This window comes from Neobacillus drentensis, assembly GCF_021560175.1.
GTDB classification, from domain to species: domain Bacteria; phylum Bacillota; class Bacilli; order Bacillales; family Cytobacillaceae; genus Neobacillus; species Neobacillus drentensis_A.
The window spans coordinates 6223685-6249268 of sequence record NZ_CP091110.1 but is presented as its reverse complement, the minus strand read 5'-3'; the positions used below and the strand labels follow the sequence as shown (position 1 = coordinate 6249268).

24 protein-coding genes and 4 tRNA genes are annotated in these 25584 nt (G+C 39.9%); 27 read left to right on the top strand and 1 reads right to left on the bottom strand.

The genetic code is table 11. From position 1 onward, the window contains the following. Positions 1–3 precede the first annotated feature (3 nt). The 5 genes from rsmG (at position 4) to L1999_RS29470 (ending at position 4411) form a co-directional block, all read left to right on the top strand. On the top strand, positions 4–720 hold the full coding sequence (rsmG, locus tag L1999_RS29490) for a 16S rRNA (guanine(527)-N(7))-methyltransferase RsmG (protein ID WP_235741749.1): 717 nt from the start codon (positions 4–6) through the stop codon (positions 718–720). A 136-nt stretch (positions 721–856) separates the two neighbouring features. Next, positions 857–1714, top strand: coding sequence for a nucleoid occlusion protein (gene noc / locus L1999_RS29485; RefSeq protein ID WP_235741748.1), 858 nt, complete (start codon positions 857–859; stop codon positions 1712–1714). 265 nt (positions 1715–1979) lie between these two features. Continuing rightward, positions 1980–2741: a ParA family protein gene (locus L1999_RS29480; RefSeq protein WP_235741747.1), complete on the top strand. Its 762-nt coding sequence runs from the start codon at positions 1980–1982 to the stop codon at positions 2739–2741. After that, the gene (locus L1999_RS29475; RefSeq protein ID WP_235741746.1) at positions 2734–3576 is read left to right on the top strand and encodes a ParB/RepB/Spo0J family partition protein; all 843 of its coding nucleotides are present in this window, start codon (positions 2734–2736) and stop codon (positions 3574–3576) included. Before L1999_RS29480 ends, L1999_RS29475 begins: the two co-directional genes overlap by 8 nt. A gap of 118 nt (positions 3577–3694) precedes the next feature. After that, complete coding sequence (locus L1999_RS29470) at positions 3695–4411, top strand: DUF554 domain-containing protein (protein ID WP_235741745.1); 717 nt, start codon at positions 3695–3697, stop codon at positions 4409–4411. Between the two features lie 36 nt (positions 4412–4447). Here L1999_RS29470 and yyaC read toward each other — a convergent pair whose 3' ends face one another. Continuing rightward, positions 4448–5062: a spore protease YyaC gene (gene yyaC, locus L1999_RS29465; RefSeq protein ID WP_235741744.1), complete on the bottom strand. Its 615-nt coding sequence runs from the start codon at positions 5060–5062 to the stop codon at positions 4448–4450. A 201-nt stretch (positions 5063–5263) separates the two neighbouring features. On the opposite strand from yyaC, the gene L1999_RS29460 reads away from it, so the two are divergent. From L1999_RS29460 to L1999_RS29355, 22 genes are all read left to right on the top strand, one after another. Next, positions 5264–6133: a mechanosensitive ion channel family protein gene (locus L1999_RS29460; protein WP_235741743.1), complete on the top strand. Its 870-nt coding sequence runs from the start codon at positions 5264–5266 to the stop codon at positions 6131–6133. A 28-nt stretch (positions 6134–6161) separates the two neighbouring features. Further along, a complete protein-coding gene (locus tag L1999_RS29455; protein WP_098530218.1) occupies positions 6162–6359 on the top strand; it encodes a DUF951 domain-containing protein in 198 nt (65 codons plus the stop codon). Positions 6360–6435: 76 nt separating this feature from the next. Then, positions 6436–8448, top strand: coding sequence for a molybdopterin-dependent oxidoreductase (locus L1999_RS29450; RefSeq protein WP_235744504.1), 2013 nt, complete (start codon positions 6436–6438; stop codon positions 8446–8448). A gap of 120 nt (positions 8449–8568) precedes the next feature. Then, positions 8569–9669 carry a redox-regulated ATPase YchF gene (ychF, locus tag L1999_RS29445; protein WP_215047307.1) on the top strand — a complete coding sequence of 367 codons (1101 nt, stop codon included), beginning with the start codon at positions 8569–8571 and terminating at the stop codon, positions 9667–9669. Positions 9670–9857: 188 nt separating this feature from the next. Continuing rightward, positions 9858–10145 carry a 30S ribosomal protein S6 gene (rpsF, locus tag L1999_RS29440; RefSeq protein ID WP_098530221.1) on the top strand — a complete coding sequence of 96 codons (288 nt, stop codon included), beginning with the start codon at positions 9858–9860 and terminating at the stop codon, positions 10143–10145. A 71-nt stretch (positions 10146–10216) separates the two neighbouring features. Next, a complete protein-coding gene (gene ssb / locus L1999_RS29435) occupies positions 10217–10738 on the top strand; it encodes a single-stranded DNA-binding protein (protein WP_144566168.1) in 522 nt (173 codons plus the stop codon). Positions 10739–10788: 50 nt separating this feature from the next. Beyond that, positions 10789–11028, top strand: coding sequence for a 30S ribosomal protein S18 (gene rpsR, locus L1999_RS29430; RefSeq protein WP_007088219.1), 240 nt, complete (start codon positions 10789–10791; stop codon positions 11026–11028). 122 nt (positions 11029–11150) lie between these two features. Further along, on the top strand, positions 11151–12095 hold the full coding sequence (locus tag L1999_RS29425) for a YybS family protein (RefSeq protein WP_235741742.1): 945 nt from the start codon (positions 11151–11153) through the stop codon (positions 12093–12095). Positions 12096–12117: 22 nt separating this feature from the next. After that, positions 12118–14091, top strand: coding sequence for a DHH family phosphoesterase (locus tag L1999_RS29420; protein ID WP_235741741.1), 1974 nt, complete (start codon positions 12118–12120; stop codon positions 14089–14091). Continuing rightward, positions 14088–14537, top strand: a complete 450-nt coding sequence (gene rplI, locus L1999_RS29415; protein WP_235741740.1) for a 50S ribosomal protein L9 — start codon at positions 14088–14090, stop codon at positions 14535–14537. The genes L1999_RS29420 and rplI overlap by 4 nt, the downstream gene beginning before the upstream one ends. A 158-nt stretch (positions 14538–14695) precedes the next feature. Beyond that, complete coding sequence (gene dnaB, locus L1999_RS29410) at positions 14696–16048, top strand: replicative DNA helicase (RefSeq protein ID WP_235741739.1); 1353 nt, start codon at positions 14696–14698, stop codon at positions 16046–16048. 205 nt (positions 16049–16253) lie between these two features. Further along, entirely contained in the window at positions 16254–17546 is a 1293-nt protein-coding gene (locus L1999_RS29405; RefSeq protein WP_215047312.1) for an adenylosuccinate synthase, read from the top strand. A gap of 184 nt (positions 17547–17730) precedes the next feature. Further along, positions 17731–17806, top strand: a tRNA-Lys gene (locus L1999_RS29400). 13 nt (positions 17807–17819) lie between these two features. Next, positions 17820–17891, top strand: a tRNA-Glu gene (locus L1999_RS29395). 66 nt (positions 17892–17957) lie between these two features. After that, positions 17958–18034, top strand: a tRNA-Asp gene (locus tag L1999_RS29390). A 5-nt stretch (positions 18035–18039) separates the two neighbouring features. Beyond that, positions 18040–18112: transfer RNA gene (locus L1999_RS29385), tRNA-Phe, on the top strand. A gap of 354 nt (positions 18113–18466) precedes the next feature. Continuing rightward, the gene (locus L1999_RS29380) at positions 18467–19915 is read left to right on the top strand and encodes a peptidoglycan DD-metalloendopeptidase family protein (RefSeq protein WP_235741738.1); all 1449 of its coding nucleotides are present in this window, start codon (positions 18467–18469) and stop codon (positions 19913–19915) included. A 204-nt stretch (positions 19916–20119) separates the two neighbouring features. Continuing rightward, entirely contained in the window at positions 20120–20830 is a 711-nt protein-coding gene (gene yycF, locus L1999_RS29375) for a response regulator YycF (protein WP_215047314.1), read from the top strand. Positions 20831–20837: 7 nt separating this feature from the next. After that, positions 20838–22670: a cell wall metabolism sensor histidine kinase WalK gene (gene walK, locus L1999_RS29370; protein ID WP_235741737.1), complete on the top strand. Its 1833-nt coding sequence runs from the start codon at positions 20838–20840 to the stop codon at positions 22668–22670. Next, the gene (locus L1999_RS29365; RefSeq protein WP_235741736.1) at positions 22667–23992 is read left to right on the top strand and encodes a YycH family regulatory protein; all 1326 of its coding nucleotides are present in this window, start codon (positions 22667–22669) and stop codon (positions 23990–23992) included. Before walK ends, L1999_RS29365 begins: the two co-directional genes overlap by 4 nt. Then, positions 23979–24776, top strand: coding sequence for a two-component system regulatory protein YycI (locus tag L1999_RS29360; protein ID WP_235741735.1), 798 nt, complete (start codon positions 23979–23981; stop codon positions 24774–24776). The genes L1999_RS29365 and L1999_RS29360 overlap by 14 nt, the downstream gene beginning before the upstream one ends. A gap of 6 nt (positions 24777–24782) precedes the next feature. After that, the gene (locus L1999_RS29355) at positions 24783–25577 is read left to right on the top strand and encodes an MBL fold metallo-hydrolase (protein WP_215047318.1); all 795 of its coding nucleotides are present in this window, start codon (positions 24783–24785) and stop codon (positions 25575–25577) included. Positions 25578–25584: the final 7 nt, after the last annotated feature.

Here is a 25584-nt window from a genome sequence, read left to right as displayed (position 1 = left end):
TTAATGAATATTGAACAATTTACAGCGAACCTTCAGGAAAAGGGAATTACCCTTTCCGAAAAACAGCTTGACCAGTTTGAAACCTATTTTACAACCTTGGTTGAGTGGAATGAAAAAATGAACCTAACCGCCATCACGGAAAAAACAGATGTGTATTTAAAGCATTTTTATGACTCAATCACAGCTTCCTTCTACTTTGATTTTACGAAACCCTTTCATTTATGCGATGTTGGTGCCGGGGCTGGTTTTCCAAGTATTCCCTTGAAAATTGTTTATCCACATATCGAAGTAACAATCGTAGATTCATTGAACAAACGGATTTCCTTTTTAAACCATCTTGCTGATGTTTTACATTTGGAGAATATTCATTTTGTTCATGACCGCGCTGAAACCTTTGGGGTGAATCCCGCCTATCGGGAAAGCTTTGATGTTGTGACAGCACGAGCTGTGGCTCGATTGTCAGTGTTAAGCGAGTTTTGTATTCCGCTAGCAAAAGTAGGCGGGCATTTTCTTGCTATGAAAGCCCTGCATGCTAAGGAAGAATTAGATGCTGGCCAAAAGGCAATTACTACGCTTGGCGGCAAGGTTGAAAAGGTCCATACATTTACGCTGCCAATGGAAGATAGTGAACGAACCATTCTGATTATAAAAAAAGAAAAACAAACGCCAAAGAAGTACCCGCGCAAACCAGGTACACCTGGCAAGTCGCCAATTGAATAAGCTAAAATCACTGCCGGTTTTTGCCAGTTTTCGTCTAAAAGCACTTAACAATTTTACAAAAGCAGGATCCCAGGCAGGAAGAAATTATTTGCATATAGAATAAGTAATAGGGAGTTTCTTAAAGGTGGTGTTGGGGATGAAGAGTTCATTTACACGCTTTTTTGGCCTCGGCGAAAAGGGAGAGCAAGAGGTTGAGCAGGAGCTGCATATAGAACGAAACGAAGAAATCAAGAAAATACCGATTAACCAAATAATTCCGAACCGATTCCAGCCACGGACGGTATTTGATGAAGAGAAAATTGAAGAATTATCACGTACGATTCATATACATGGTATTATTCAGCCAATAGTCGTCCGGGAGTTTGCAGCCAATAAATATGAGATTATTGCCGGAGAGCGGCGTTGGCGGGCGATGAAAAAGCTAGGCTGGACAGAAGCGCCGGCCATTGTTAAAAATCTTTCCGATACAGAAACTGCATCTGTAGCCCTGATTGAAAATTTACAACGGGAAGAATTATCTCCGATTGAGGAAGCTATTGCATATGGTAAACTGCTTGAATTGCACAATTTAACGCAGGAAGCATTAGCACAGCGGCTTGGAAAAGGTCAATCCACTGTCGCTAATAAGCTGCGCCTGCTTAAATTACCACAGCCTGTTCAGGATGCCTTATTAAGTAAAGTCATTACTGAGCGCCATGCTCGTGCCTTAATTCCACTTAAGGATCCGGAAAAACAGGTGACCTTATTAGCTGAAGTAATGGAGAGAAATTTAAATGTAAAGCAAACGGAGGAACGTGTTGTCCGCTTGCTTGAACAAAAAAATCAAGCACCAAAGCCGAAGCGTAAGGCTTTTAGTAAAGATATGAGAATTGCCGTAAATACCATCCGGCAATCACTTTCCATGGTATCGGACAGCGGGATCAACCTGGACTCTGAGGAAGAGGAATTTGATGAGTTTTACCAATTTACAATCCGCATCCCGAAGAAAAAGTAAATAAATAGATAGATAGCGAAGAACTAGACGGAATGATGTTTGGTTCTTCTTTTTTTATTTAGAATCCCTCCTTTGCCTTTTGTTCACCATTGGAAAAATAAGCTAAATCTACTAGTGGAATTTTTTTAGGAAACAAACCAACTCCAATTAAAATCATGTTAGAATAAAGGAATGGAAAATTTACTTTCTTTTCCGTTATTGAGATAATTAATACATTTGATAGAATCCTAGATTTACTATTTTTTAATTTTAGGTAGGTGACAACGTGGGGAAAATCCTTTCAATCGCAAACCAAAAAGGTGGAGTCGGAAAAACGACAACCTCTGTCAACCTAGGTGCCTGCTTAGCATACATAGGGAAACGGGTCTTACTAGTCGATATTGATCCGCAGGGAAATGCAACAAGCGGAGTTGGTATTGAAAAGGCTGAAGTAGAACAGTGTATATATGATGTTTTAGTAGATGATGTAGAAGCAAAGGATGTCATTAAAGCAACCTCTGTTGAAAATTTGTATACGATGCCCGCTACTATTCAACTAGCAGGAGCCGAAATTGAATTGGTTCCGACTATTTCAAGAGAAGTTCGGTTAAAACGTGCTCTTGGGGAAGTGAAAGATCAGTTTGATTACATTATTATTGATTGCCCGCCATCATTAGGACTATTAACATTAAATGCACTAACTGCATCGGATGCGGTATTAATCCCGGTACAATGTGAGTACTATGCATTAGAAGGTCTTAGTCAATTATTAAATACAGTTAGACTCGTCCAAAAACATTTAAATCAAGATTTAAAAATTGAGGGCGTATTGCTAACGATGCTTGATGCAAGAACAAATCTTGGGCTTCAAGTGATTGAAGAAGTAAAAAAATACTTTCAAGACAAAGTCTATAAAACCATTATTCCAAGAAATGTACGTCTAAGTGAGGCACCCAGCCATGGGGAGCCAATCATTACTTATGATGCTAAATCCCGGGGGGCGGAAGTTTATTTAGATTTAGCGAAGGAAGTGGTTTCAAATGGCTAAAGGTTTAGGAAAAGGATTGAATGCCTTCTTTAATGAAGCAAGTAAAGAAGAGACAGTCCAGGAAATTAAACTGAAAGAGCTTCGTCCAAACCCATATCAGCCACGGAAAACCTTCCAGCAAGAAACCATTGACGAACTAAGAGATTCCATCATAGAGCATGGGATTCTGCAGCCGATTGTCGTCCGCAAAAGTATCAGGGGCTATGAAATTGTAGTCGGTGAACGGCGCTTCCGCGCTGCCAAGGAAGCGAAGCTTGAAACCATCCCTGCTGTTGTCCGTGAGCTCACGGAGCAGCAAATGATGGAATTAGCTGTCCTAGAAAACCTGCAAAGAGAAGATTTAAACCCGATAGAAGAGGGACAAGCATATCAAACATTAATAGAAAAGTTAAAGATTACACAGGAAGAGGTAGCTAAGCGTCTAGGAAAAAGCCGGCCGCATGTAGCGAATCATATCCGCCTGCTCTCCCTCCCTCCAAAAATTCAGGAACTTATTTCAAGCGGGAGTATTTCAATGGGACATGGCCGTGCATTACTAGGACTCCGACAGAAAGCAAAGCTGCCTGTTTTAGTCGACAAGGTAATCAAGGAAGGACTGAATGTCCGTCAATTAGAAAAGTTAATCCAGCAAATAAATGAGAATGTTTCACGTGAAACAAAAAAGCCGGAACAGAAAAAGGATGTATTTGTGCAGCAGCGTGAGCATTCTCTTCGTGAACGGTTTGGAACAACGGTAAATATTGTTCAAAAGAAAAATAAAGGGAAAATTGAAATTGAATTTTTCTCACAAGAGGATTTAGAGCGGATCTTAGAAATGCTTGATCAAGAGGAATAAGAAAAGCTAAAACTCGCCGCTAGGCGGGTTTTTTATTTTAATTTATCTTCCAATTTATCCATGGACATGCTAGGTTAAATTTATTATTATTTCGAGAGACGAAGAAGGAGAAAAGAGTATGTTTTTATTAGGAACACTTGTGAATGGTCTATTAATCGTTATTGGTACTCTTCTAGGAAAATGGTTAAATCGGATACCAGAGGGAATGAAAAAGACCGTCATGTATGCAATTGGTCTGTCCGTTATGGTTTTAGGCTTACAAATGGGCTTAAAGAGTGAAAACTTTCTAATCGTGATTATTAGCTTAGTAGTGGGCGCTGTTGCCGGTGAGCTATTAAGATTAGAAGATAAATTAAATGATTTAGGCGGCTGGCTCGAACGCAGGGTAGGTTCAAATGGGAAAGGAAGTATTTCTGAGGGATTTGTGACGGCAACCTTAATCTTTGTGATTGGGGCAATGGCCATTATTGGTGCTCTTGATAGCGGTATTCGCGGCGATCATGATGTATTATACACCAAATCATTAATCGATGGTTTTACGGCGTTAATCTTAACAACTACGCTAGGAATTGGCGTTATTTTCTCAGCCATCCCTGTTGTCCTCTATGAAGGATTAATTGCCTTATTTGCGACACAAATTGACCGCTTCGTTCCCAGGGAATTAATGGATCAATTTATTGTTGAAATGACTGCAACGGGTGGTGTGATGATTTTTGCCATCGGATTGAACCTTACCGGTATAGTGAAAATCAAAGTAGCAAACCTACTGCCAGGAATTGTAGTCACAGGGATAATCGTTACTATTCTCTATAGCTATCATCACTTTTTTTTATGAGTGCAAAGAGCAATCGACCACTGATCGATTGCTCTTTTAATTTGTCTTTTCTTCCTCTATCCATTCCAATTCTGTCCAGTTTTGGGTTGGGTAAAGCAGGCTGGCTTGAACGATTCCCGATGCAATCGTCTTAGCCATTTTCATCACAAGATTCAACCTTGTATTTTGTAAGACGAAGAATTCCATAAACCCGCTGACATTGACAATCCCAGTAATATGAATGTCACCGACGGCAGGCAGTTCCTTGTTAACTCCTGCTCCTGGTTTGACTGGCCCATTCCCAACTTGGATGACACCGACATTTTTAATCCGTCCTAAGCAGGCATCAATCCCAATTATGTATGGATTGGCATGAATGGTAGTAATCTCACGCAGTTTATCTGCCAGATTAACAGCATGGATAGGCTCATCTAAAGTTCCGTAAACGTAAAATGATTGGAGTTCCTTTTCCTCAAGAAGGCTCCCGACTAGCGGTCCTAATGAATCCCCTGTGGAGCGGTCAGTTCCAATACAAACAAATACAATAGGACGTCTAGTGACACTAGGGATATTTAGGAGTAATTCATGAGCAAGCTGTTCAGCAGCATCCGATTCATCATGTCCGATGCTTACCTTGCCCCTCCTGTCAAAAAGGCTAGTCTTCAAATTCATTCCGTCCACTCCCTAACACATAATCATTCATTGAAAAAGTCAGCACGTTATGGGGCTGTTATCCGTGTTTTTAAACAGTATACGGAAAATTTTGAAAATCTATACATCGGATAGGCAAAAAATGCAAATTCATAATGCTATTATCTAAAAAGAAAACTTGTTAAAATAGAATGGGAACAGAGGGTTAGAGGAAGGTGTTATATGAGTCTTACACAAAGAGGAATACAAAAGCTTATTGATAAATATCAAAATGAAGACACTTGGTTGAATATCGGAGAAGGCTTGCTTAAAATAATTGTGATCATGGCTATTGCCAATATTTTAATTCGAATCGGCAAGCTGGCCATTCATAACATTTTTAAGATTAGAAACCTTTCTCCGTTAAACACATCTGAACGAAGGGAAGCAACACTTTCTAAGCTGCTTGACAATATGCTTACCTACGTTGTTTACTTTATTGCCCTTATGATGGTCCTATCGGTACTGGGAATCGATGTGAAGGCACTGATTGCCGGAGCTGGAGTCGTTGGTTTAGCAGTCGGTTTTGGCGCTCAGAGCTTAGTAAAGGATGTTATTTCCGGATTCTTTATTATTTTCGAAGATCAGTTTTCTGTAGGTGACCATGTTCGGATTGGAATATTTGAAGGAAACGTTCAGGCAATTGGATTAAGAACAACCAAATTAAAGAGCTGGACGGGAGAAGTTCATATTTTACCTAATGGAGGTATTGCAGAGGTAACAAACTTTTCACTTAATAACAGCTTAGCGATCATTGATGTTGGCATCGCGTATCAAGAGGACCTTGATAAAGCTGAAAGGGTTATTAGGGAGTTACTTGAAAAGATGCCGGAAAGATATGAAGAATTGATTAAAGTACCTGATTATCTTGGAATTCAAAATTTTGGGCCGTCCGAGGTGACATTAAGAATTGTTGCTGAAACACTGCCAATGCAGCATTCCTCAGTAGCAAGGAAAATTCGCAAAGATATTAAACTTTCTTTAGATGAGCATGGAATTGAAATTCCGTATCCACGGATGGTCATGTATACGAAAGATAATGGTAATATGTAATAACCAAGTGTTTAAGGGGGACAAACAGATGGAAGAAAAAGAATTTGCCCTAAATGACGTTGTAGAGATGAAGAAACAACATCCATGTGGTACCAACCGCTGGAAAATTATTCGGATGGGAATGGATGTCCGGATAAAATGTGAGGGCTGCGGTCATAGTGTTTTGATCCCAAGAAGAGAGTTTTCAAGGAAAATGAAAAAAATTTTAGTCAAGCATGAAGGATAATTTTTCATGCTTCTTTTTTTATTCAGCTCTAGTATGCTGATGGATAAATGGAAACAGTATAGCGGGGGTGGGGATGATGGTAGAAATACGAAAGGCGGCATGTCCGTTAAACTGCTGGGATAGCTGTGGCTTTCAGGTAACGGTTGACGATGGCAAGGTGGTCAAAGTGGAGGGTGACCCGGCACATCCCATCACTAGAGGGAAAATATGCGGGCGCGGGCGGATGCTAGAGAAAAGAACCAATTTTGAGCAGCGTCTATTATACCCTTTAAAAAAGATAAATGGAGAATTTGTAGAAATTTCATGGGAGCAGGCCCTTGATGAAATCGCAGCGAAGTTTCTAGAAATAAAACAAACGGTTGGGACAACTGCTGTACTGCACAGCCATGACTATGCCAATAATGGAATTTTAAAAAATTTAGACCAGCGCTTTTTTAATTGTTATGGCGGGGTAACGCAAGTTTATGGATCTCTCTGCTGGGGAGCAGGAATTGAAGCCCAGAAGTGGGATTTTGGAAATGCCTATAGCCATGAACCCGATGATATTGTTAACAGCAAAAATATTATTATTTGGGGACGAAATGTTGCCAGAACCAATATGCATTTATATGAAAGATTACTAGAGGCAAAGAAACAAGGTGTTAAGTTATATGTGATTGATCCGCTTTATAATGCGACAGCCAAACAAGCGGATGAATTTATTACCATAAAACCGGGAATGGATGGAATATTGGCTGCTGGTATTATGAAAGAAATACTCCGGCTTGGACTAGAAGATCGGGATTTCATTGATCAAGCCACACACGGATTCAAAGATTTAGTAGGGCTTCTCGATAGTATTTCCTTAGAAAAAATCAGTGAAATGACAGAAGTGTCTGGTGAGATGATTACCCAATTAGCACTAGTATATAGTGACAGACCCACCGCTACTTTTATGGGCTTAGGAATGCAGCGCTATGAAAATGGCGGAAATACCATTCGTTTGATCGATGCCCTGGCAGCTATCAGTGGAAATATTGGCCTTCCTGGAGGAGGAGCCAATTATGCTAATCTTCAGGTTGGCCAAAGTTTCGCTTTTCATGAGTTAACCCTCCCTCATCGTAAACAAGAGAGCCGCCAATTCTCTATAATGAAACAGGCGGAAGAGACTTTAAAGGCTGCCGATCCAGCAATTGAAATGATTGTGGTGACATGCGGGAACCCGCTTACACAGGTTCCGGATAGCGGTGTAGTTGAAAAGGCCTTTTCTTCTGTGCCGACCGTTGTAGTACTGGAGCAATTTATGACGGATACCGCATTAGTGGCGGATTATGTTTTGCCTACGACAACTGCTTTTGAAGAAGAAGATTTTTATTATTCTTCTATGTATCATCATTATGTAAATTACAGTCCAAAACTTGTTTCAGCCCCTGGGGAGGCAAAATCCGATTTATGGATATGGACACAGCTGGCAGCAAGACTTGGATTCGGTGATGATTTTGCTTATACGCGAGATGAATGGTTAAGGATGACCTTAAAGCCGCTGAAAGATTCAGGCATTACTCTTGAAAAATTAAAAGAGCAGCACACGATGGAACTGCCAGTTGAAAAGGTGCCATGGCATAATCGTGAATTTCAAACCCCCTCTGGAAAATTTGAATTTACTTCTCAAATAGGTCAACAAAGGGGTAAAAACGGATTGTTAACGTTAGCGGTTCCAGATGAATCCAAGTGGAACAATCCTTTGCTTGCCAAAGACTTTCCCTATCAGCTGCTGACCATCCATCCAATGCGTTCGAACCATTCCCAAAATTATCATCTTTTAGGTGAGACCCTTAAGCTTAAAGTAGAGATTGCCCCTAATATTGCTGAAGAAAAAGGATTAGTAAACGGTGATTTTGTAAGAGTATGGAATGAGCGCGGCGAAGTGAAGGGGTATATTTCCATATTAGTGAAGGCACATCCTAACACGATTAATATGGATGAAGGCATCTGGAAGAAGTTTGGCGGCTCTGTTAATCAACTGACCTCGAGCCGTGAATCAGATAATGGGATGGGCAGCACCCTTTACGATTGTCTAGTAAATCTCGAAAAGTGGGAAACCAACTAACTGCTGCAAAAAAAGCGGCAGTTGTATTTTTTATGTTTGTTGCCTTATAATTGTGAGAGGCTTTTTAATATATAAAGAACTTATTTTTATATAGATACTTATTACTAGGAGTGAACGTGAATGGCTTTAACAGCTGGTATTGTCGGTTTGCCGAATGTTGGTAAGTCGACATTATTTAATGCAATAACACAAGCAGGAGCGGAATCAGCGAATTATCCTTTCTGTACGATTGACCCGAACGTAGGAATTGTTGAAGTACCTGACCATCGTCTGCAAAAATTAACGGAACTGGTGCAGCCAAAAAAGACGGTCCCAACGGCATTTGAATTTACCGATATTGCCGGGATTGTTAAAGGGGCTAGTAAAGGTGAAGGACTCGGAAATAAGTTTCTTTCACATATTCGCCAAGTAGATGCGATTTGTCAGGTAGTCCGCTGCTTTGCAGATGAAAATATCACCCACGTATCTGGTAAGGTAGATCCAATTGATGATATTGAAACGATTAACCTTGAGTTAATTCTTGCCGATATGGAATCAGTAGAAAAAAGAATTAGCCGTGTGGAAAAGCTGGCTAAGCAAAAAGATAAGGAAGCGGCTGCTGAATTTGAAGTCCTTGCGATGCTGCGCGATGCCTTTGAAGCTGAGAAGCCGGCTCGAACAATTGACTTTACCGATGAGCAATTGAAACTTGTTAAAGGTCTTCACTTGTTAACGATTAAGCCGGTTTTATATGTTGCCAATGTCAGCGAAGATGATATAGCTGACCCAGCAGATAATGAATACGTACAAAAGGTACGTGAATTTGCGGCAAAGGATAATGCCGAAGTGATTGTCATTTGTGCCAAAATTGAAGAAGAAATCGCTGAGCTTGAAGGTGAAGAGAAGGCGATGTTCCTTTCTGAGTTAGGCATTGAAGAATCCGGGTTAGATCAATTAATTCGTGCTGCATACAGCCTGCTGGGTTTAGCTACTTACTTCACAGCGGGTGTACAGGAAGTACGTGCCTGGACTTTCAGAAAAGGAATGAAAGCTCCACAATGTGCCGGCGTTATTCATTCTGATTTTGAACGTGGATTTATTCGTGCGGAAACTGTTTCTTTTGATGATTTGTTAGCTGCTGGCAGCCATAATGCCGCAAAGGAAGCAGGAAAGGTCCGCTTAGAAGGTAAGGACTATGAAGTAAAAGACGGCGATGTCATCCATTTCCGCTTTAACGTATAAGTTATTTTTTGCTCTGTCTTTTGGCAGAGCTTTTCATTATTTTAAAAGCTTTAGGATGAATAAAATGGCAGAAACATGAACGTCATTGCATTTCCATTTATAATGTGCTATAATTTCAACTTGTGAGTAATTAATTAATTGCTCCTTGCCCATAACTGGGCCGTTTAGACCAAAAGGAGGTGACTGTGATGAATAAGTACGAAATCATGTACATCATCCGCCCAAATATTGAAGATGAAGCAAAGAAGGCTCTTGTAGAGCGTTTTAACACTATTCTTCTTGAAAACGGAGCGGAAACTGCTGAAACAAAAGATTGGGGTAAGCGCCGTCTAGCATACGAAATCAACGATTTCCGTGACGGATACTACGAAATCGCTAAAACTACATCTTCAGCTGCTGCAGTACAAGAATTTTCTCGTCTTGCAAAAATCAGCGAAGATATCATTCGCCATATCGTAATTAAAGAAGAAGCTTAAGACTTATATAGATTTCTTGGTAAAATTGTTCCACGTGGAACATATTTCCAAAAGAAAAGGAGTTGATTCTGATGATGAATCGTGTCGTGCTTGTAGGTCGTTTAACAAAAGATCCAGATTTGCGTTATACACCAAATGGGGTTCCTGTTGCTACTTTTACTTTAGCAGTTAACCGTCCATTTTCTAGTCAATCAGGTGAGCGGGAAGCAGACTTTATTAATTGTGTTGTTTGGCGTAAACCAGCTGAAAATGTGGCGAACTTCTTAAAAAAAGGCAGCCTTGCAGGTGTTGATGGCCGTATTCAAACGCGCAACTATGAGGGACAAGATGGTAAACGTGTTTACGTTACAGAGGTTCAAGCGGAAAGTGTTCAATTTCTAGAGCCTAAGTCCTCTTCTGGTGGTGGCGGAAGAAGCAATAACGATTATTATGGTGCTCCTCCTATGGAACCACAACAAGGTAATTCCTATGGCAGCGGCAATCAGAATCAACGTCCAAACCAAAATCAAAACAAAGGGTTTACTCGTATGGATGAAGATCCATTTGCAGGAACTGGCCAGATTGACATCTCTGATGACGATCTTCCATTCTAAAAAGTAACCTTTTGATGGGTTTCATAAAATAAATAAAGGAGGGAATTTTCATGGCAGGAGGACGTAAAGGCGGTCGCGCAAAGCGTCGTAAGGTTTGCTATTTCACAGCAAATGGTATCACTCGCATCGATTATAAAGATGTAGATTTACTTAAAAAATTCATCTCTGAGCGTGGAAAAATTTTACCACGTCGTGTAACTGGTACTAGCGCTAAATATCAACGTAAACTAACAGTTGCAATCAAACGTGCACGTCAAATGGCATTACTACCATTCGTGGCTGGAGAATAATAAATTGTGTCTAAAAAGACAGTAAGGATTTCCCTTACTGTCTTTTTCTTTTCTCAATAGTTGTATCAAAACAAGTTAGTGGCTAAAATAAAGAGATAGATTTAATTGTAAGAGGTGTTGAAGTGAAAAATGTCCGTAACTTAACGGAAGGGGCTATTCTTTTAGCTGCCTTAACTATCTTTTTATTAATAACCATCTACATCCCGCCTTTAAGCATCATTAGTGTCTTTATTCTGCCACTGCCTTTTATCATGTTTTCGGCCAAAAATGATCTGAAATATATCGCTGTTTTCTTTATCGCTGCCATTATTATTTCGTTTATTTCAAGTTCATTTCAAGGGCTGGGCTTGATGGTGCTTTTTGGGACTGCTGGTGCGGTCATGGGCTATATGACTCAAAAAACAAAAAGCCGTTCCGCTATTTTAATTGGAAGTACACTAACCTTTATTGTAGGTTTAATCATTTTTTATGTCGTGCTTGTCACTTTTATGAACATCAATTTTATCCAAGAAATGAATACAATGTTAAACCAATCAATGAAACAATCAGCGGCAATGTTGAAAGCATTGGGGAATGAAGAGCAAATTAAGCTGATGCAGGCGCAAAATGCCAACTTAATTAAAAACATTCAACAATTAGCGCCAGGTTATTTAATAACTGTTTCAATTGTGTATGCTTTTATTACCCAATGGATTTGTTTTCCTATTGCCAAAAGGTTTGGAATTACAGTTCCTTCATGGGGGAAATTTAGAAATCTTAGACTCCCGAAAAGCCTTTTATGGTATTATTTAGCGGCATTAGGCGGATATTTGTTGTTTCATCCCCAAGAAGGCACCTATCTATACCTAGCATTAATTAACGCAAGATTTGTTTTGGAACTATTTTTATTAATCCAAGGGTTAGCCTGTTTATTTTATATTTTTTATCAGCGGTCCATTGGCAAAGGACTTGCAGTGTTCATTGTAATTCTATCTTTCATCCTGCCGATTGTTCATTATATAATAATGATATTAGGCATTACCGATTTAGGGTTTGATTTTAGAAACCGATTCGTAAAAAAAGAGTAAAAACGTCAAGGAGCTGAAGACTTTGCCTGCATTTTTTGAAAAGCGGTCAATTCGTTACCCTTTTTATGGGCTAATTGGCGTTACGGTGATTCTGCTTATCATCCTGTGGTTATATAATTGGATTTTAAGCACAGCGGGGTTCTTATTAATGTTAGTTCCCCTCTACTATATGTTAATCATTGACCGCAGAGAGCGAAAAGAGATGGAAGAATACATTTCCACCCTTTCCTACCGAGTGAAGAAGGTTGGCGAAGAAGCCCTGATGGAAATGCCAATCGGGATCATGCTGATCAACGAGGAGTATTATATTGAGTGGACGAATCCTTATCTTTCCTCCTGTTTTGATGAAACTACATTGGTAGGAAGATCCCTTTATGATGTTGCAGATGCGTTGATTCCTCTGATTAAACAAGAGGTGGAAACAGAAGTAATTACCCTTCATGAGCGGAAGTTCCGCGTTGTCCATAAACGTGAAGAACGGCTGTTATATTTCTTTGATGTCACCGAGCAAACCGAAATTGAAAAAAGATATCAAGATGATCGAACGGCCATTGCCACCATTTTTCTTGATAACTATGATGACCTTACCCAAGGTATGGATGATCAAATGCGCGGAAGCATTAATAATTTAGTTACTTCGATTTTAAATAAGTGGGCCCAGGATAATGGAATTTATTTGAAAAGAGTTTCATCTGAGCGTTTTATTGCCGTATTTAGCGAAAGAATTCTTCGAAATCTTGAAAAAGGAAAATTCACGATCCTCGATGAAGTAAGAGAAATGACTTCTAAACAAAATGTCAGCTTCACTTTAAGTATCGGTGTGGGAACAGGCGTATCCTCTCTTCCAGAATTGGGTGCAATGGCCCAATCAAGCCTTGACCTAGCTTTAGGACGAGGCGGAGATCAGGTGGCAATTAAACTGCCGAGCGGCAAAGTGAAATTTTATGGCGGCAAAACGAACCCTGTTGAGAAACGAACAAGAGTGCGAGCACGAGTTATCTCACATGCCATCAGAGATTTGATTATTGCAAGTGATAAAGTCATTATTATGGGTCACAAGAATCCAGATATGGATTCAATTGGTTCAGGCATTGGGATTTACAAGGTAGCCCAAATGAACCAAAAGGAAGCCTATATCGTTGTAAATAAGCAGGAAATGGACAGCGGAGTAAAACGGTTAATGGAAGAGATACGCCACCAAGAAGAATTATATTCTTATTTCATTGAACCTGAACTCGCATTAGAAATTGCCACAGAAAAGACTTTACTTGTTGTTGTCGATACCCATAAGCCTTCCATGGTGATCGAGGAACGGTTATTAAATAAAATTGACCATGTGGTGGTAATTGACCATCATCGCCGTGGTGAAGATTTTATTTCAAACCCTTTACTTGTCTATATGGAACCATATGCTTCGTCAACCGCAGAGCTTGTGACGGAATTTTTGGAATATCAGCCAAAACGGAGTAAAATTGAAATGATTGAGGCGACCGCTCTCTTAGCCGGAATCATTGTTGATACAAAAAGTTTTACATTAAGAACCGGTTCACGGACATTTGATGCAGCATCCTATCTTCGTGCGCATGGAGCCGATACGATCCTAGTTCAAAAGTTTTTGAAAGAGGACATTGATACCTATATAAAAAGATCAAAGTTAATTGAATCGGTTTCGTTCTACCATGATGGGATAGCGATTGCTAAGGGCACAGAACAAGACCAGTATGACCAAGTAATCATTGCCCAGGCTGCAGACACCTTATTAGCTATGGATGGGGTGAGCGGGTCCTTTGTGGTCGCGAAAAGGGATGAGGGTGTGATCGCCATCAGTGCGAGATCGCTGGGAAATATCAATGTTCAGGTGATCATGGAAAGCTTGAAGGGCGGCGGTCATTTAACCAATGCAGCTACCCAGCTGACCGGACTGACGATTGACGAAACAGAGGTCCGATTAAAACTGGCCATTGATGAATATTTTGAAGGAGTGAAAAAAGAATGAAAGTAATTTTTTTAAAGGACGTTAAAGGAAAAGGGAAAAAGGGAGAAGTTAAAAACGTGGCGGATGGCTATGCTCATAACTTTTTAATTAAGCAAGGTTTGGCGATTGAGGCAAACAATGCCAATATCAGTTCTCTTGATGCTCAAAAGAAAAAAGAAGAAAAGGCTGCGGCCGAGGAGCTTGCGGAAGCTAAAAAGCTGAAGGAAGTGTTAGATAAGATTACAGTTGAACTAAAAGCTAAGGCTGGCGAAGGCGGCAGACTCTTCGGTTCTATTACCACTAAGCAAGTTGCTGAAGAATTACAAAAGAAACATGGCATTAAAATTGATAAACGCAAAATGGAGTTAGATGATGCGATTCGGACTTTAGGACATACAAAGGTACCGGTAAAACTTCACCATGAAGTAACAGCAACGTTAACGGTTTCAGTAACAGAAGTAAAATAAGGTGAAAAATTGCCAGTACGAAAGTAACAATAAACATGATAGAATAATATGTAGCAAATTTCTTGTGATCGGTTATAACTGGTCACTTTTTTCTTTCCAAGATATGATACTTTTAATATTGTTTTTAATTATCCTTCTAGACTAGGAGGTTTTGATAGATGAATGATGTATTAGCAGATCGTATGCCGCCGCAAAATATTGAGGCGGAACAGGCCGTGTTAGGGGCTATCTTTTTAGAGCCTTCTGCGCTTACTGTTGCATCAGAAATATTAATCCCTGAGGACTTTTATCGTGCCTCTCACCAAAAGATCTTTAATGTTATGCTGGACTTAAATGACCAAGGTAAAGCTGTTGACCTTGTGACCGTAACGGAGGAATTAGCTGCTGCCAAACTGATTGAGGATATTGGCGGTGTTAGTTACTTAAGTGATTTGTCTGGGTCTGTACCGACGGCTGCAAACATAGAGTATTATGCTAGAATTGTAGAAGAGAAATCTCTTTTAAGAAGATTAATCCGGACAGCAACAAATATTGCTTCTGATGGATATTCTCGTGAAGACGAGGTTGAAGCACTTTTAAGTGAAGCAGAAAAAAGTATTATGGAAGTGGCACAACGTAAGAATGCTGGAGCTTTCCATAATATCAAAGATGTTCTTGTTCGGACGTATGACAATATTGAAGAAATGCATAATAGGGTTGGCGAGATTACTGGTATTTCAACTGGATTTGCTGAACTTGATCGAATGACAGCAGGATTCCAGCGCAATGATTTAATCATTGTAGGTGCCCGTCCTTCTGTAGGTAAAACAGCCTTTGCTTTGAATATCGCCGCCAATGTAGCTACAAAAACGAATGAAAATGTGGCTATTTTCAGTCTTGAGATGGGTGCTGAACAGCTCGTTATGCGTATGCTTTGTTCAGAAGGCAATATAGATGCACAACGACTCCGGACAGGTTCGCTTACAGACGATGACTGGGGCAAGCTGACGATGGCTATGGGCAGCCTTTCAAACTCTGGGATATTTATCGATGATACTCCAGGGGTTAGAATTAGTGATATTCGTTCAAAGTGCCGCCGTCTTCAGCAAGAGCATGGTCTCGGCATGATATTAATTGATTACTTGCAGCTGATTTTAGGAAGCGGCAGATCGGGTGAAAACCGCCAGCAGGAAGTTTCTGAGATTTCCCGCTCTCTTAAGCAATTAGCCCGTGAACTTAAGGTCCCTGTTATTGCCCTTTCCCAGCTATCCCGTGGCGTTGAGCAACGTCAGGATAAGCGCCCGATGATGTCGGACATCCGTGAATCCGGTAGTATTGAGCAGGACGCTGATATTGTTGCTTTTCTTTATCGTGATGACTACTATGATAAGGAATCAGAGAATAAAAATATTATAGAGATCATTATTGCTAAACAGCGTAACGGCCCGACTGGAACGGTAGCGTTAGCCTTTGTAAAGGAATATAATAAGTTCGTAAACCTAGAGACACGTTATGAGCCTCCAGGTGCGTAGGTTGAAAGGCTAGCCCGCTTTGGCTGGCCTTTTTTGTCGTTTGTTTGACTGCTGTTAAAAGTGACTAGATGACTATATTAATATTTTACGAACATAATATTATAATTTTATTTAAATGTTCGTGTTTCGTTTGCTTTTAGACCTAAAAATTGATAAACTGGTGTATGGTAAATAGGAAAGCCCATTTAATTTGGAGGTGCCTTACATGTCATCAGTAGTAGTTGTTGGAACGCAATGGGGAGACGAGGGAAAAGGGAAAATAACCGATTTCCTTTCTGAAAATGCAGAAGTAATCGCACGTTATCAAGGCGGCAACAATGCTGGCCATACGATCAAATTTAACGGAGAAACTTACAAGTTACATTTAATACCGTCTGGAATCTTTAATAAAGAAAAAATTAGTGTTATCGGCAATGGAATGGTTGTTGATCCGAAAGCACTTGTAGCAGAGCTTGCTTATTTACATGAAAAGGGTGTGACTACGGATAATCTTCGGATTAGTAACCGTGCCCATGTCATCCTCCCTTATCATTTAAAATTAGATGAAGTGGAAGAATTGCGTAAGGGTGCAAATAAAATTGGTACAACTAAAAAGGGAATCGGCCCAGCCTATATGGATAAAGCTGCCCGTGTTGGGATTCGGATTGCTGATTTGCTCGATCGTGAAATTTTTGAAGAAAAATTACAACAAAATCTTGAAGAGAAAAACCGCTTATTTGAACGGATTTATGAAACCGACGGCTTTAAAAAGGAAGATATCTTAGACGAATATTATGAATATGGGCAACAGATTCAGAAGTATGTCTGTGATACGTCTGTTGTATTAAATGATGCTCTAGATGAAGGGAAACGAGTATTATTTGAAGGTGCCCAAGGGGTTATGCTTGATATTGACCAAGGTACCTACCCATTCGTTACCTCTTCAAATCCTGTAGCAGGTGGAGTAACGATTGGATCAGGTGTTGGTCCTTCTAAAATTACCCATGTAGTCGGTGTTTGTAAAGCCTATACCTCCCGCGTAGGTGATGGTCCATTCCCAACGGAATTAGATAATGAAATTGGCAACCGTATCCGTGAAGTAGGCCGTGAATATGGTACAACCACAGGCCGCCCTCGTCGTGTCGGCTGGTTTGATAGTGTTGTTGTGCGCCATGCTCGCCGTGTTAGTGGTTTAACTGATTTATCCCTTAACTCCATTGATGTGTTAACAGGGATTGAAACGTTGAAAATTTGTACGGCTTATCGCTATAAGGATGAAGTTATTACTGAATATCCTGCAAATTTAAGGATTTTATCACAATGTGAGCCAATATATGAGGAACTTCCTGGCTGGACTGAGGATATCACTGGTGTGAAATCTTTGGATGAACTTCCTGTAAATGCCCGTCATTATGTAGAACGAGTAACACAGCTTACTGGAGTTCCATTAACCACCTTCTCTGTCGGTCCCGATCGTATGCAAACAAACGTCGTTCGCAGCCCTTGGAGACAAATCTAAAAGCGGAAGCGCTTAGGAACTGTAGCTAGATAGTTATTAAAAATACCGATACGTTCTTTTTTAATGAGAAGCCCTCTCTATGAGGGCTTCAAACTTTTTTGAAAAAACATTTAAAAAAAGTATTGCTATTATTATTATATCCATGATATATTAATAAGCGTCGTCACGATACGACAAAAAGTACGAGCCATTAGCTCAGTTGGTAGAGCATCTGACTTTTAATCAGAGGGTCGAAGGTTCGAGTCCTTCATGGCTCACCATTTTAATCTATATGGCCCCTTGGTCAAGCGGTTAAGACACCTCCCTTTCACGGAGGTAACACGGGTTCGAGTCCCGTAGGGGTCATTGGCTTTTGATTGTCAGCGAGTGACTGGCAAGGACGGTTTCCTTGCTGATGATCAATTAAAATATGGTCTGGTAGTTCAGTTGGTTAGAATGCCTGCCTGTCACGCAGGAGGTCGCGGGTTCGAGTCCCGTCCAGACCGCCATAGTTGGCTCAGTAGCTCAGTCGGTAGAGCAAAGGACTGAAAATCCTTGTGTCGGCGGTTCGATTCCGTCCTGAGCCATAAAAAAAGAAGCTTGCAAATGCAGCTTCTTTTTTTATGTTTCTGTATGTTTATGTGGACACCAAGCTGAAAAAGCTATTTCTACGAATCTTGCCCTATTAAATCCATACGATATAAGGTTTTTCCTCCTAATTCTAGAAATAAACTACCCAATAATATTGGGATAATAGACCTGAAATATGTCGCTAAAATGTGAAAAATGTCAGGTGTTATACATTTTTGTTACATTATTAAGACTATTAATCTATCTGAAAAAAACTATGTTACAGTAATAAAGGTCAAAAATATGGAAAATTCTTTATTAGACATACATAGCAGACTGAGAAGGGTTTTACCGTGGTTTAGGGGGAAAAAATGTTATTTTCAAATAGAAAATCTAAAACAAATAAGTTTTTATGGCTGAAAACAACAGTCATTACGGCAATGGCTGCTTCAGTTGTTGCCTTTAGTAATGGGCCTATTGCTTTTGCCCTATCAGCAAATTCAACTAAGATCTACCATGTATACCTTAATGGTACCTATTTAGGTAATGTTACCGATAAAAGTGTTGTGAACACGTTAATTGCTGAAAAAGTGGATAATGCAAAGAAATCGTTTGCAAATTTTAACCTGAAGATTGAGCCGCAAGTTCAATACATACCTGAACAGGTCTTGCACTCAACAGCCAATAATCAGGAAACAGTTCAAAAGTTTAATGATATCTTCCAATTGGAGGCGGAATCTTCCGCCCTTGTTATCGATGGGACACCTGTGGTTTATCTAGATAATAAAGACTCTGCTGAGGAAGTTATAAAAAAGCTCAAACAGCATTATGTTTCCGACGCACAGCTAACCGAACTAGAAGCTAGAAAAAATCAAAAGGATGCAGCACTTCCTCCTTTACAAGAAAATGAAACACGTCTTTTAGATGTACGCTTATCAAAGGAAGTATCGATTGAAGAAAAAAATATTACACCAGAGAAAATTATGAGCGCTGAGGATGCCGTTGCTTATTTACAAAAGGGTACCTTAGAGGAAAAGAAGTATACGGTAGCAAAAGGCGATGCTCTTGAAACAATTGCTCATAATCATGGTTTAAACGTGGAAGAATTGATCACATTAAATCCTAGTTTGGCCTCTAATAGTTTATTAAAGATTGGCCAGGAGTTAACTATTACAGCCATTAAACCGTTTGTTGATGTGGTCGTTGATAAGGAAGTCAATCAAAAAGAAACGATTCCATTTGCTAACCAAGTTGTGGAGGATTCCTCTGTGCCAAAGGGGGAAACAAAAGAAAAACAAGCCGGACAGAATGGGTCGCGTTTGGTTACTTATCAAATTTCAGAGCAAAACGGTGTAACAGTTAAAAAAAATCAGTCCGATGAGCAGATTCTCGTACAGCCGGTTAATCATATTGTTTTAAAAGGAACGAAAGTCATCCCTTCACGCGGGGAGGGCAGCTTTGCCTGGCCGACTGTCGGCGGTTATATTTCAAGTAAGCAAGGGATGCGCTGGGGCAAAATGCATAAAGGAATTGATATCGCAAGACCTAGTAATAAGTCCATTAAGGCGGCAGATAATGGCGTAGTTGTTTTTGCAGGCTGGAGCAATAGCTATGGAAACAAAGTTATTATTGACCACCACAATGGCTTCCGCACTCTATACGGACATATGTCTTCCCTAAACGTCAAAGCGGGACAAACGGTGTCAAAGGGTACAGCGATTGGAATTATGGGGGCAACTGGTGATGCAACCGGAGTCCATCTTCATTTTGAGGTTTATAAAAACGGAAGTCTAGTCAATCCGTTATCTTATATACATTAATGGTAAGAGTCTCTAGTTTACTTCTAGAGACTCTTCTATTTGCTTTAGAAATAGTCAAAGAAGGTTATACCAATCCTGCCAAATGCTGATTATAGGTGAATTCTTACTTATAAAATGGTAAAGTAAAGTAGTATAGGTATGACTTCTAAAGGCTTTTAATTGAATAGATTAGATTGGATCAATTGAACGAAAAGGAGTAATGGTATGGAAAAGAAAATTCTTGTTGTGGATGATGAAAAACCAATTGCAGATATTTTGCAATTCAACTTAAAAAAAGAAGGTTATGTCGTTTATTGTGCCTATGATGGCAATGAGGCACTCCAATTAGTGGATGAAATTCAGCCTGATCTAATCCTCTTAGATATTATGCTTCCATTACGTGACGGGATGGAAGTTTGCCGTGAAGTCCGTAAGAAATATGAAATGCCCATTATTATGCTGACCGCCAAGGACTCAGAAATTGATAAAGTGTTAGGACTTGAATTAGGGGCAGATGATTACGTAACAAAGCCTTTTAGTACAAGGGAATTAATTGCCCGTGTCAAAGCGAACTTACGTCGTCATAATCAAATTATTGCGCAGTCGGATGCTGAAAACGAAACGAATGAAATTGAGATTGGCTCACTCGTGATTCATCCAGATGCCTATGTGGTTTCTAAACGAGGCGAAACAATTGAACTAACTCATCGTGAATTTGAACTGCTGTATTACCTAGCACAGCATATTGGCCAAGTGATGACGAGGGAGCATTTGCTGCAAACTGTATGGGGATACGACTATTATGGAGACGTACGGACCGTCGATGTAACGGTACGACGATTACGTGAAAAAATTGAGGATAGCCCAAGCCATCCAACATGGATTGTCACTCGCCGCGGGGTTGGCTACTATTTACGCAATCCTGAACAGGAGTAATTAATTAATGAAAAAGGTTGGTTTCTTTCGCTCGATACATGTAAAGTTTGTTCTCATCTATGTCCTGCTTATCTTAGTAGCAATGCAAATTATCGGTGTTTACTTTGTCAAACAACTTGAACAAACATTGCGGACAAACTTTCAAACTTCGATTCAACAGCGGGTGGATTTACTTGCTTATAATGTGGTCGAGGCAATGGAAAAAGATAGAAAACCAGAAGACCCGACACTTGAAGACGATTTGAAGAAAGTTCTTAAGGACTTTGATGAAGGTGATAGTGATATCACAGAGGTCCAAGTGATTGAAAATCGTTCCTTAAAGATCCTAGGTACTTCTCAATCCAGTAACCAGGGTCTTGTTGGTCAAAGGACCACAGTTCTTCAGGTAAAACAATCGATGGTTTTGGAAGAAAATCAAAGCTCCATCAAGATTGAACAAAAAACCGGGCATCGAATCTGGGTCCTCTCAACGCCTATTAAATCTGGTAAAAAAGTCATTGGGGCCATCTACCTTGTCGCAAAAATTGAAAATGTGTTTGAGCAAATGAAGACCATTAATAATATTTTTGCTACAGGTACAGCGATTGCCTTATCAATAACGGCTGTATTGGGAATTTTATTAGCCCAAACGATTACCCGGCCAATAGCGGATATGAAGAAACAAGCGCTTGCTATGGCCAAAGGAAACTTTTCTCGGAAGGTAAAGGTGTATGGTCAAGATGAAATAGGTACGCTCGCTGTTACCTTTAACCACTTGACGAAAAAGTTGCAGGAAGCCCAGGCGATGACGGAAGGGGAACGTAGAAAGCTATCCTCCGTCCTCTCCTATATGACAGATGGGGTTATTGCAACAGACCGAAAAGGCCGTGTCATTTTAATTAATGATCCTGCAGCAGAAATGCTGAATGTTTCACGTGAAACAGTTTTATCTCAGCCGATTGTTGAGTTATTGGACTTGGATGACACGAACACATTTGAAGACCTCCTGGAGGAAAATGAGTCATTAATTTTAGACTATAGTACAAAAGCAGAGCGCTATATACTAAGAGCTAATTTCTCGATTATTCAAAAGGAGACAGGATTTGTTAACGGATTGATTGCCGTTTTACATGATATCACGGACCAAGAAAAGATTGACGCTGAAAGAAGAGAATTTGTGGCCAATGTTTCGCATGAATTAAGAACACCTCTCACCACGATGCGCAGTTATTTAGAGGCACTTGCAGATGGCGCATGGCAAGATGCAGAAATTGCCCCTAGTTTCTTAGAGGTAACGCGAACCGAGACGGAAAGAATGATCCGTCTTGTCAATGACCTTCTACAATTATCAAAAATGGATAGCACTGATTACAAGTTAACGAAGGAATGGGTAAACTTTGTCGACTTCTACAACAACATTATTGATCGGTTTGAAATGTCAAAGGAACAGAACGTAACCTTTAAACGTAAGCTTCCGAAGCAGGCGATCTTTGTGGAAGTAGATGAGGATAAAATGACTCAGGTCTTATACAATATTATTTCTAACGCCTTAAAGTATTCTCCTGAAGGCGGACAGGTTACTTTTTCGATAAAAGAAAAAGAGGATAAGATTATTGTCAGCGTATCGGACCAAGGAGTAGGAATTCCAAAAGAGAATATTGGAAAAATCTTTGATCGTTTTTACCGGGTGGATAAAGCAAGAACTCGTAAATTGGGCGGAACAGGTTTAGGACTTGCGATTGCTCAGGAAATGGTCAAGGCTCATGGCGGATCGATTTGGGCAACAAGTGAAGAAGGTAAAGGGACAAAGATATCCTTTTCCCTGCCATATGAACGTTCTGAAGAGGATGAATGGTCATGAGATATGAAAATATAAAGTCAGGAATTTTAACCGTTTTGGTCTTGGTAAGTCTGCTGCTTACTTGGAATCTTTGGACTTACCAGCCCAACTACGACAAGATGGAAAAAAGTAAAACGGTAGCAGAGGTAACAGTAGATAAAAAACAAGATGTAACAAAAATAGTAAGGCCTGATCAGGTATTATTTCATGTGAAAGGGGAGCACTACGGAACTAGTAGTCCTGATGAATTGGATAAGTTAATGAAAGAAATAAGCAGCTGGACCATTTCTGACGTGAAAAACTATACCGAAAGGGCCGGGAATTTGGACAGTTTTATCCATGGCAGCGGCAATGCTGAACTCGTCTTCCCTGGGGACGTTCCGATTGAGTTATATCTAAGTGTTTTAAATATTGAAGGTAAGAAAATTCCTCCCTTCAATTTTAATCGGATTATTGTAAATGTTAATGAATTGGATAAAGGGAATGGCAGTGTTTATTTTGCCTCTACTGAAACGGGACAAATTTATGTAAGTCGTATTTCCACCGCTAATTTAAATGAGTTTAATCGAGATTACTATAAAAATGCGGCTCGTTATCCAAAGTTTTTTGCCTATAAGTCTTCTGATAAACGCAGCATTTATCTGCCAGAAGCTAAAGTAAAAATGACGACCTATAAGTATTTACCTGTAACGCTTAATTCTGATGAATTTAAAGATGCCCTTTTTGACGATCCAAGTTTCGTTCAAAGGAGCTCTATTCCTCATGGTGAGGAATTTACGAATGATTCAAGTAAAATGACGGTTAACTATGATAGTAACATTTTGCAATACATCAACCCGACACCAGAAGAAAGTTTTGTAGATAGCTCCTACGATTTGGTCAAAAGAAGTATTGATTTTGTTAATGAACATGGAGGCTGGACCGATTCGTTTCGTTATGTTTCTAAAAGTGAATCGAAACGATCGGTTACGTTTCGATTATATAGTACGGATGGCTATCCTATCTTTAATAATAATGGATTATCTGAAATGACCGAGGAGTGGGGACGTGACGAGATTAATAAATATGTCCGTCCGAATATTACTTTAGATCTTCCTTTACTTACAGAAATGCAAACTGTTACTCCTCCTTCAGGACATGAAATTTTAGCCGCTTTACAAAGTAATAAGAACTTTAAGCCGGAGCTTCTCGAAGAGTTAGTCCTTGGCTATCAAATGGTTAGGAGTTCGGATGAAAATAAACTGATTCTCTTAGAACCTGCTTGGTTTTATCGGTATAACAAATCTTGGGGTCAAATTATGCTGAGTAACCTGGGAGGGGGTTCTGTAGATGGATTGGAGTAAAATTAAAACGATTTTTATCATTACTTTTTTAATATTAGATGTGTATCTCTTATTCCAATTTATGAAAATGCGTGATGCTAATAATTACGAAGTGATAACCCCAACTTCCTTTGAAGATAAATTGAAGGCAGATGAGATTACGTATGTGGAGCTTCCGAAAGCCCCGATTAAAGACCAATATCTAAGTGCAAAGCCAAAGACGTTTACAAAAGGGGATATGGCAAAATTAAAAGGACAGAAGGTCTTATCAACGGAACCGACTTCGACTCTCTCTGTCATGCTTGATAAACCGATTCAGCTAAATTCTAAATTTGAACCCGCAGACCTTGCCTCTTTTATAAAAGCAGGAATCCTTTACGGTGAGCATTACCAATTTTGGGAGAAGGATGATAAGAAACATACGATCACCTATTTTCAACAATACGATAATTACCCATTTTATGAAAATATTAATGGGATGATTACATTTAATGTGAATGAGGAAAACCAGATAACATCCTACCAGCAAACCTATTTAGAGGAAATTGAAAAGCTGACTGCTAAAGAAGAAATTCTTCCGCCATTAAAGGCGATTGAAACCTTGCATCAAAAGGGCGCCTTAAAGCCAAAAAGTAAAATAACTAGGATTGAGTTAGGCTATTCAACGCTCATCCAGCTGGCTGCATCGCAAGTATTAGCCCCAACGTGGCACTTTGTGGTGAATGATAAGGAGAGCTTGTTTGTCAATGCGTTTGAAGGGCAGATTATTGAGTTTAATAGTCAGGAAAATAGTAAAGTGGAGTGAAGAAGTATGTCGTTACGATATAGTATCCTAGCAAGCGGCAGTACGGGAAACGCCTTGTTTGTTGAGTCTGATGAACATTCCTTTTTGGTTGATGCCGGCTTCAGCGGAAAACAGATGGAGTCTCTTTTTGGACAGATTGATCGTGATATCAGCAAGCTTTCCGGCATCTTTGTCACACATGAGCACAGTGATCATATCAAGGGAATTGGGGTCCTCGCGCGTAAATATCATTTGCCTGTGTATGCAAATGAAAAGACATGGCGGGCCATGGAAAGTTCAGTAGGCGTAATTCCTACAGAGCAAAAATTTGTCTTTAATATGGAAACCGTAAAAAGTTTTGGTTCAACGGATATCGAGTCCTTTGGTGTGTCCCATGATGCAGCAGAGCCAATGTTTTATGTGTTTCATCAGTCAGGAAAAAAACTAGTACTGATCACGGATACGGGCTATGTAAGTGACCGGATGAAAGGGACAATCTCTAATGCGGATGTGTACATCTTTGAATCGAATCATGATGTTCAGATGCTGAGGATGGGCAGATATCCTTGGAATATTAAACGCCGGATCTTAAGTGATGTGGGGCATGTTTCCAATGAAGATGCGGCCCTCGCCATGAGTGATGTGGTAGGTGACCGGACGAAACGGGTCTATCTCGCCCATTTGAGTCTTGATAATAATATGAAGGATTTAGCGAAAATGGCGGTCGCACAAACATTAGAAAGCCGCGGTCTGATGGTTGGTGAACAATTTGAACTTTATGATACAGATCCAAAAACCCCAACGATTTTAACAGCGGTATAATGATTGA

Bases quoted from the DNA above. Each gene is read 5' to 3' on its own strand.
- rsmG (WP_235741749.1), top strand. From the start codon at position 4: ATGAATATTGAACAATTTACAGCGAACCTTCAGGAAAAGGGAATTACC.
- noc (WP_235741748.1), top strand. From the start codon at position 857: ATGAAGAGTTCATTTACACGCTTTTTTGGCCTCGGCGAAAAGGGAGAG.
- L1999_RS29475 (WP_235741746.1), top strand. From the start codon at position 2,734: ATGGCTAAAGGTTTAGGAAAAGGATTGAATGCCTTCTTTAATGAAGCA.
- L1999_RS29470 (WP_235741745.1), top strand. From the start codon at position 3,695: ATGTTTTTATTAGGAACACTTGTGAATGGTCTATTAATCGTTATTGGT.
- yyaC (WP_235741744.1), bottom strand. From the start codon at position 5,062: ATGAATTTGAAGACTAGCCTTTTTGACAGGAGGGGCAAGGTAAGCATC.
- L1999_RS29460 (WP_235741743.1), top strand. From the start codon at position 5,264: ATGAGTCTTACACAAAGAGGAATACAAAAGCTTATTGATAAATATCAA.
- L1999_RS29455 (WP_098530218.1), top strand. From the start codon at position 6,162: ATGGAAGAAAAAGAATTTGCCCTAAATGACGTTGTAGAGATGAAGAAA.
- L1999_RS29450 (WP_235744504.1), top strand. From the start codon at position 6,436: ATGGTAGAAATACGAAAGGCGGCATGTCCGTTAAACTGCTGGGATAGC.
- ychF (WP_215047307.1), top strand. From the start codon at position 8,569: ATGGCTTTAACAGCTGGTATTGTCGGTTTGCCGAATGTTGGTAAGTCG.
- rpsF (WP_098530221.1), top strand. From the start codon at position 9,858: ATGAATAAGTACGAAATCATGTACATCATCCGCCCAAATATTGAAGAT.
- ssb (WP_144566168.1), top strand. From the start codon at position 10,217: ATGATGAATCGTGTCGTGCTTGTAGGTCGTTTAACAAAAGATCCAGAT.
- rpsR (WP_007088219.1), top strand. From the start codon at position 10,789: ATGGCAGGAGGACGTAAAGGCGGTCGCGCAAAGCGTCGTAAGGTTTGC.
- rplI (WP_235741740.1), top strand. From the start codon at position 14,088: ATGAAAGTAATTTTTTTAAAGGACGTTAAAGGAAAAGGGAAAAAGGGA.
- dnaB (WP_235741739.1), top strand. From the start codon at position 14,696: ATGAATGATGTATTAGCAGATCGTATGCCGCCGCAAAATATTGAGGCG.
- L1999_RS29405 (WP_215047312.1), top strand. From the start codon at position 16,254: ATGTCATCAGTAGTAGTTGTTGGAACGCAATGGGGAGACGAGGGAAAA.
- L1999_RS29380 (WP_235741738.1), top strand. From the start codon at position 18,467: ATGTTATTTTCAAATAGAAAATCTAAAACAAATAAGTTTTTATGGCTG.
- yycF (WP_215047314.1), top strand. From the start codon at position 20,120: ATGGAAAAGAAAATTCTTGTTGTGGATGATGAAAAACCAATTGCAGAT.
- walK (WP_235741737.1), top strand. From the start codon at position 20,838: ATGAAAAAGGTTGGTTTCTTTCGCTCGATACATGTAAAGTTTGTTCTC.
- L1999_RS29365 (WP_235741736.1), top strand. From the start codon at position 22,667: ATGAGATATGAAAATATAAAGTCAGGAATTTTAACCGTTTTGGTCTTG.
- L1999_RS29360 (WP_235741735.1), top strand. From the start codon at position 23,979: ATGGATTGGAGTAAAATTAAAACGATTTTTATCATTACTTTTTTAATA.
- L1999_RS29355 (WP_215047318.1), top strand. From the start codon at position 24,783: ATGTCGTTACGATATAGTATCCTAGCAAGCGGCAGTACGGGAAACGCC.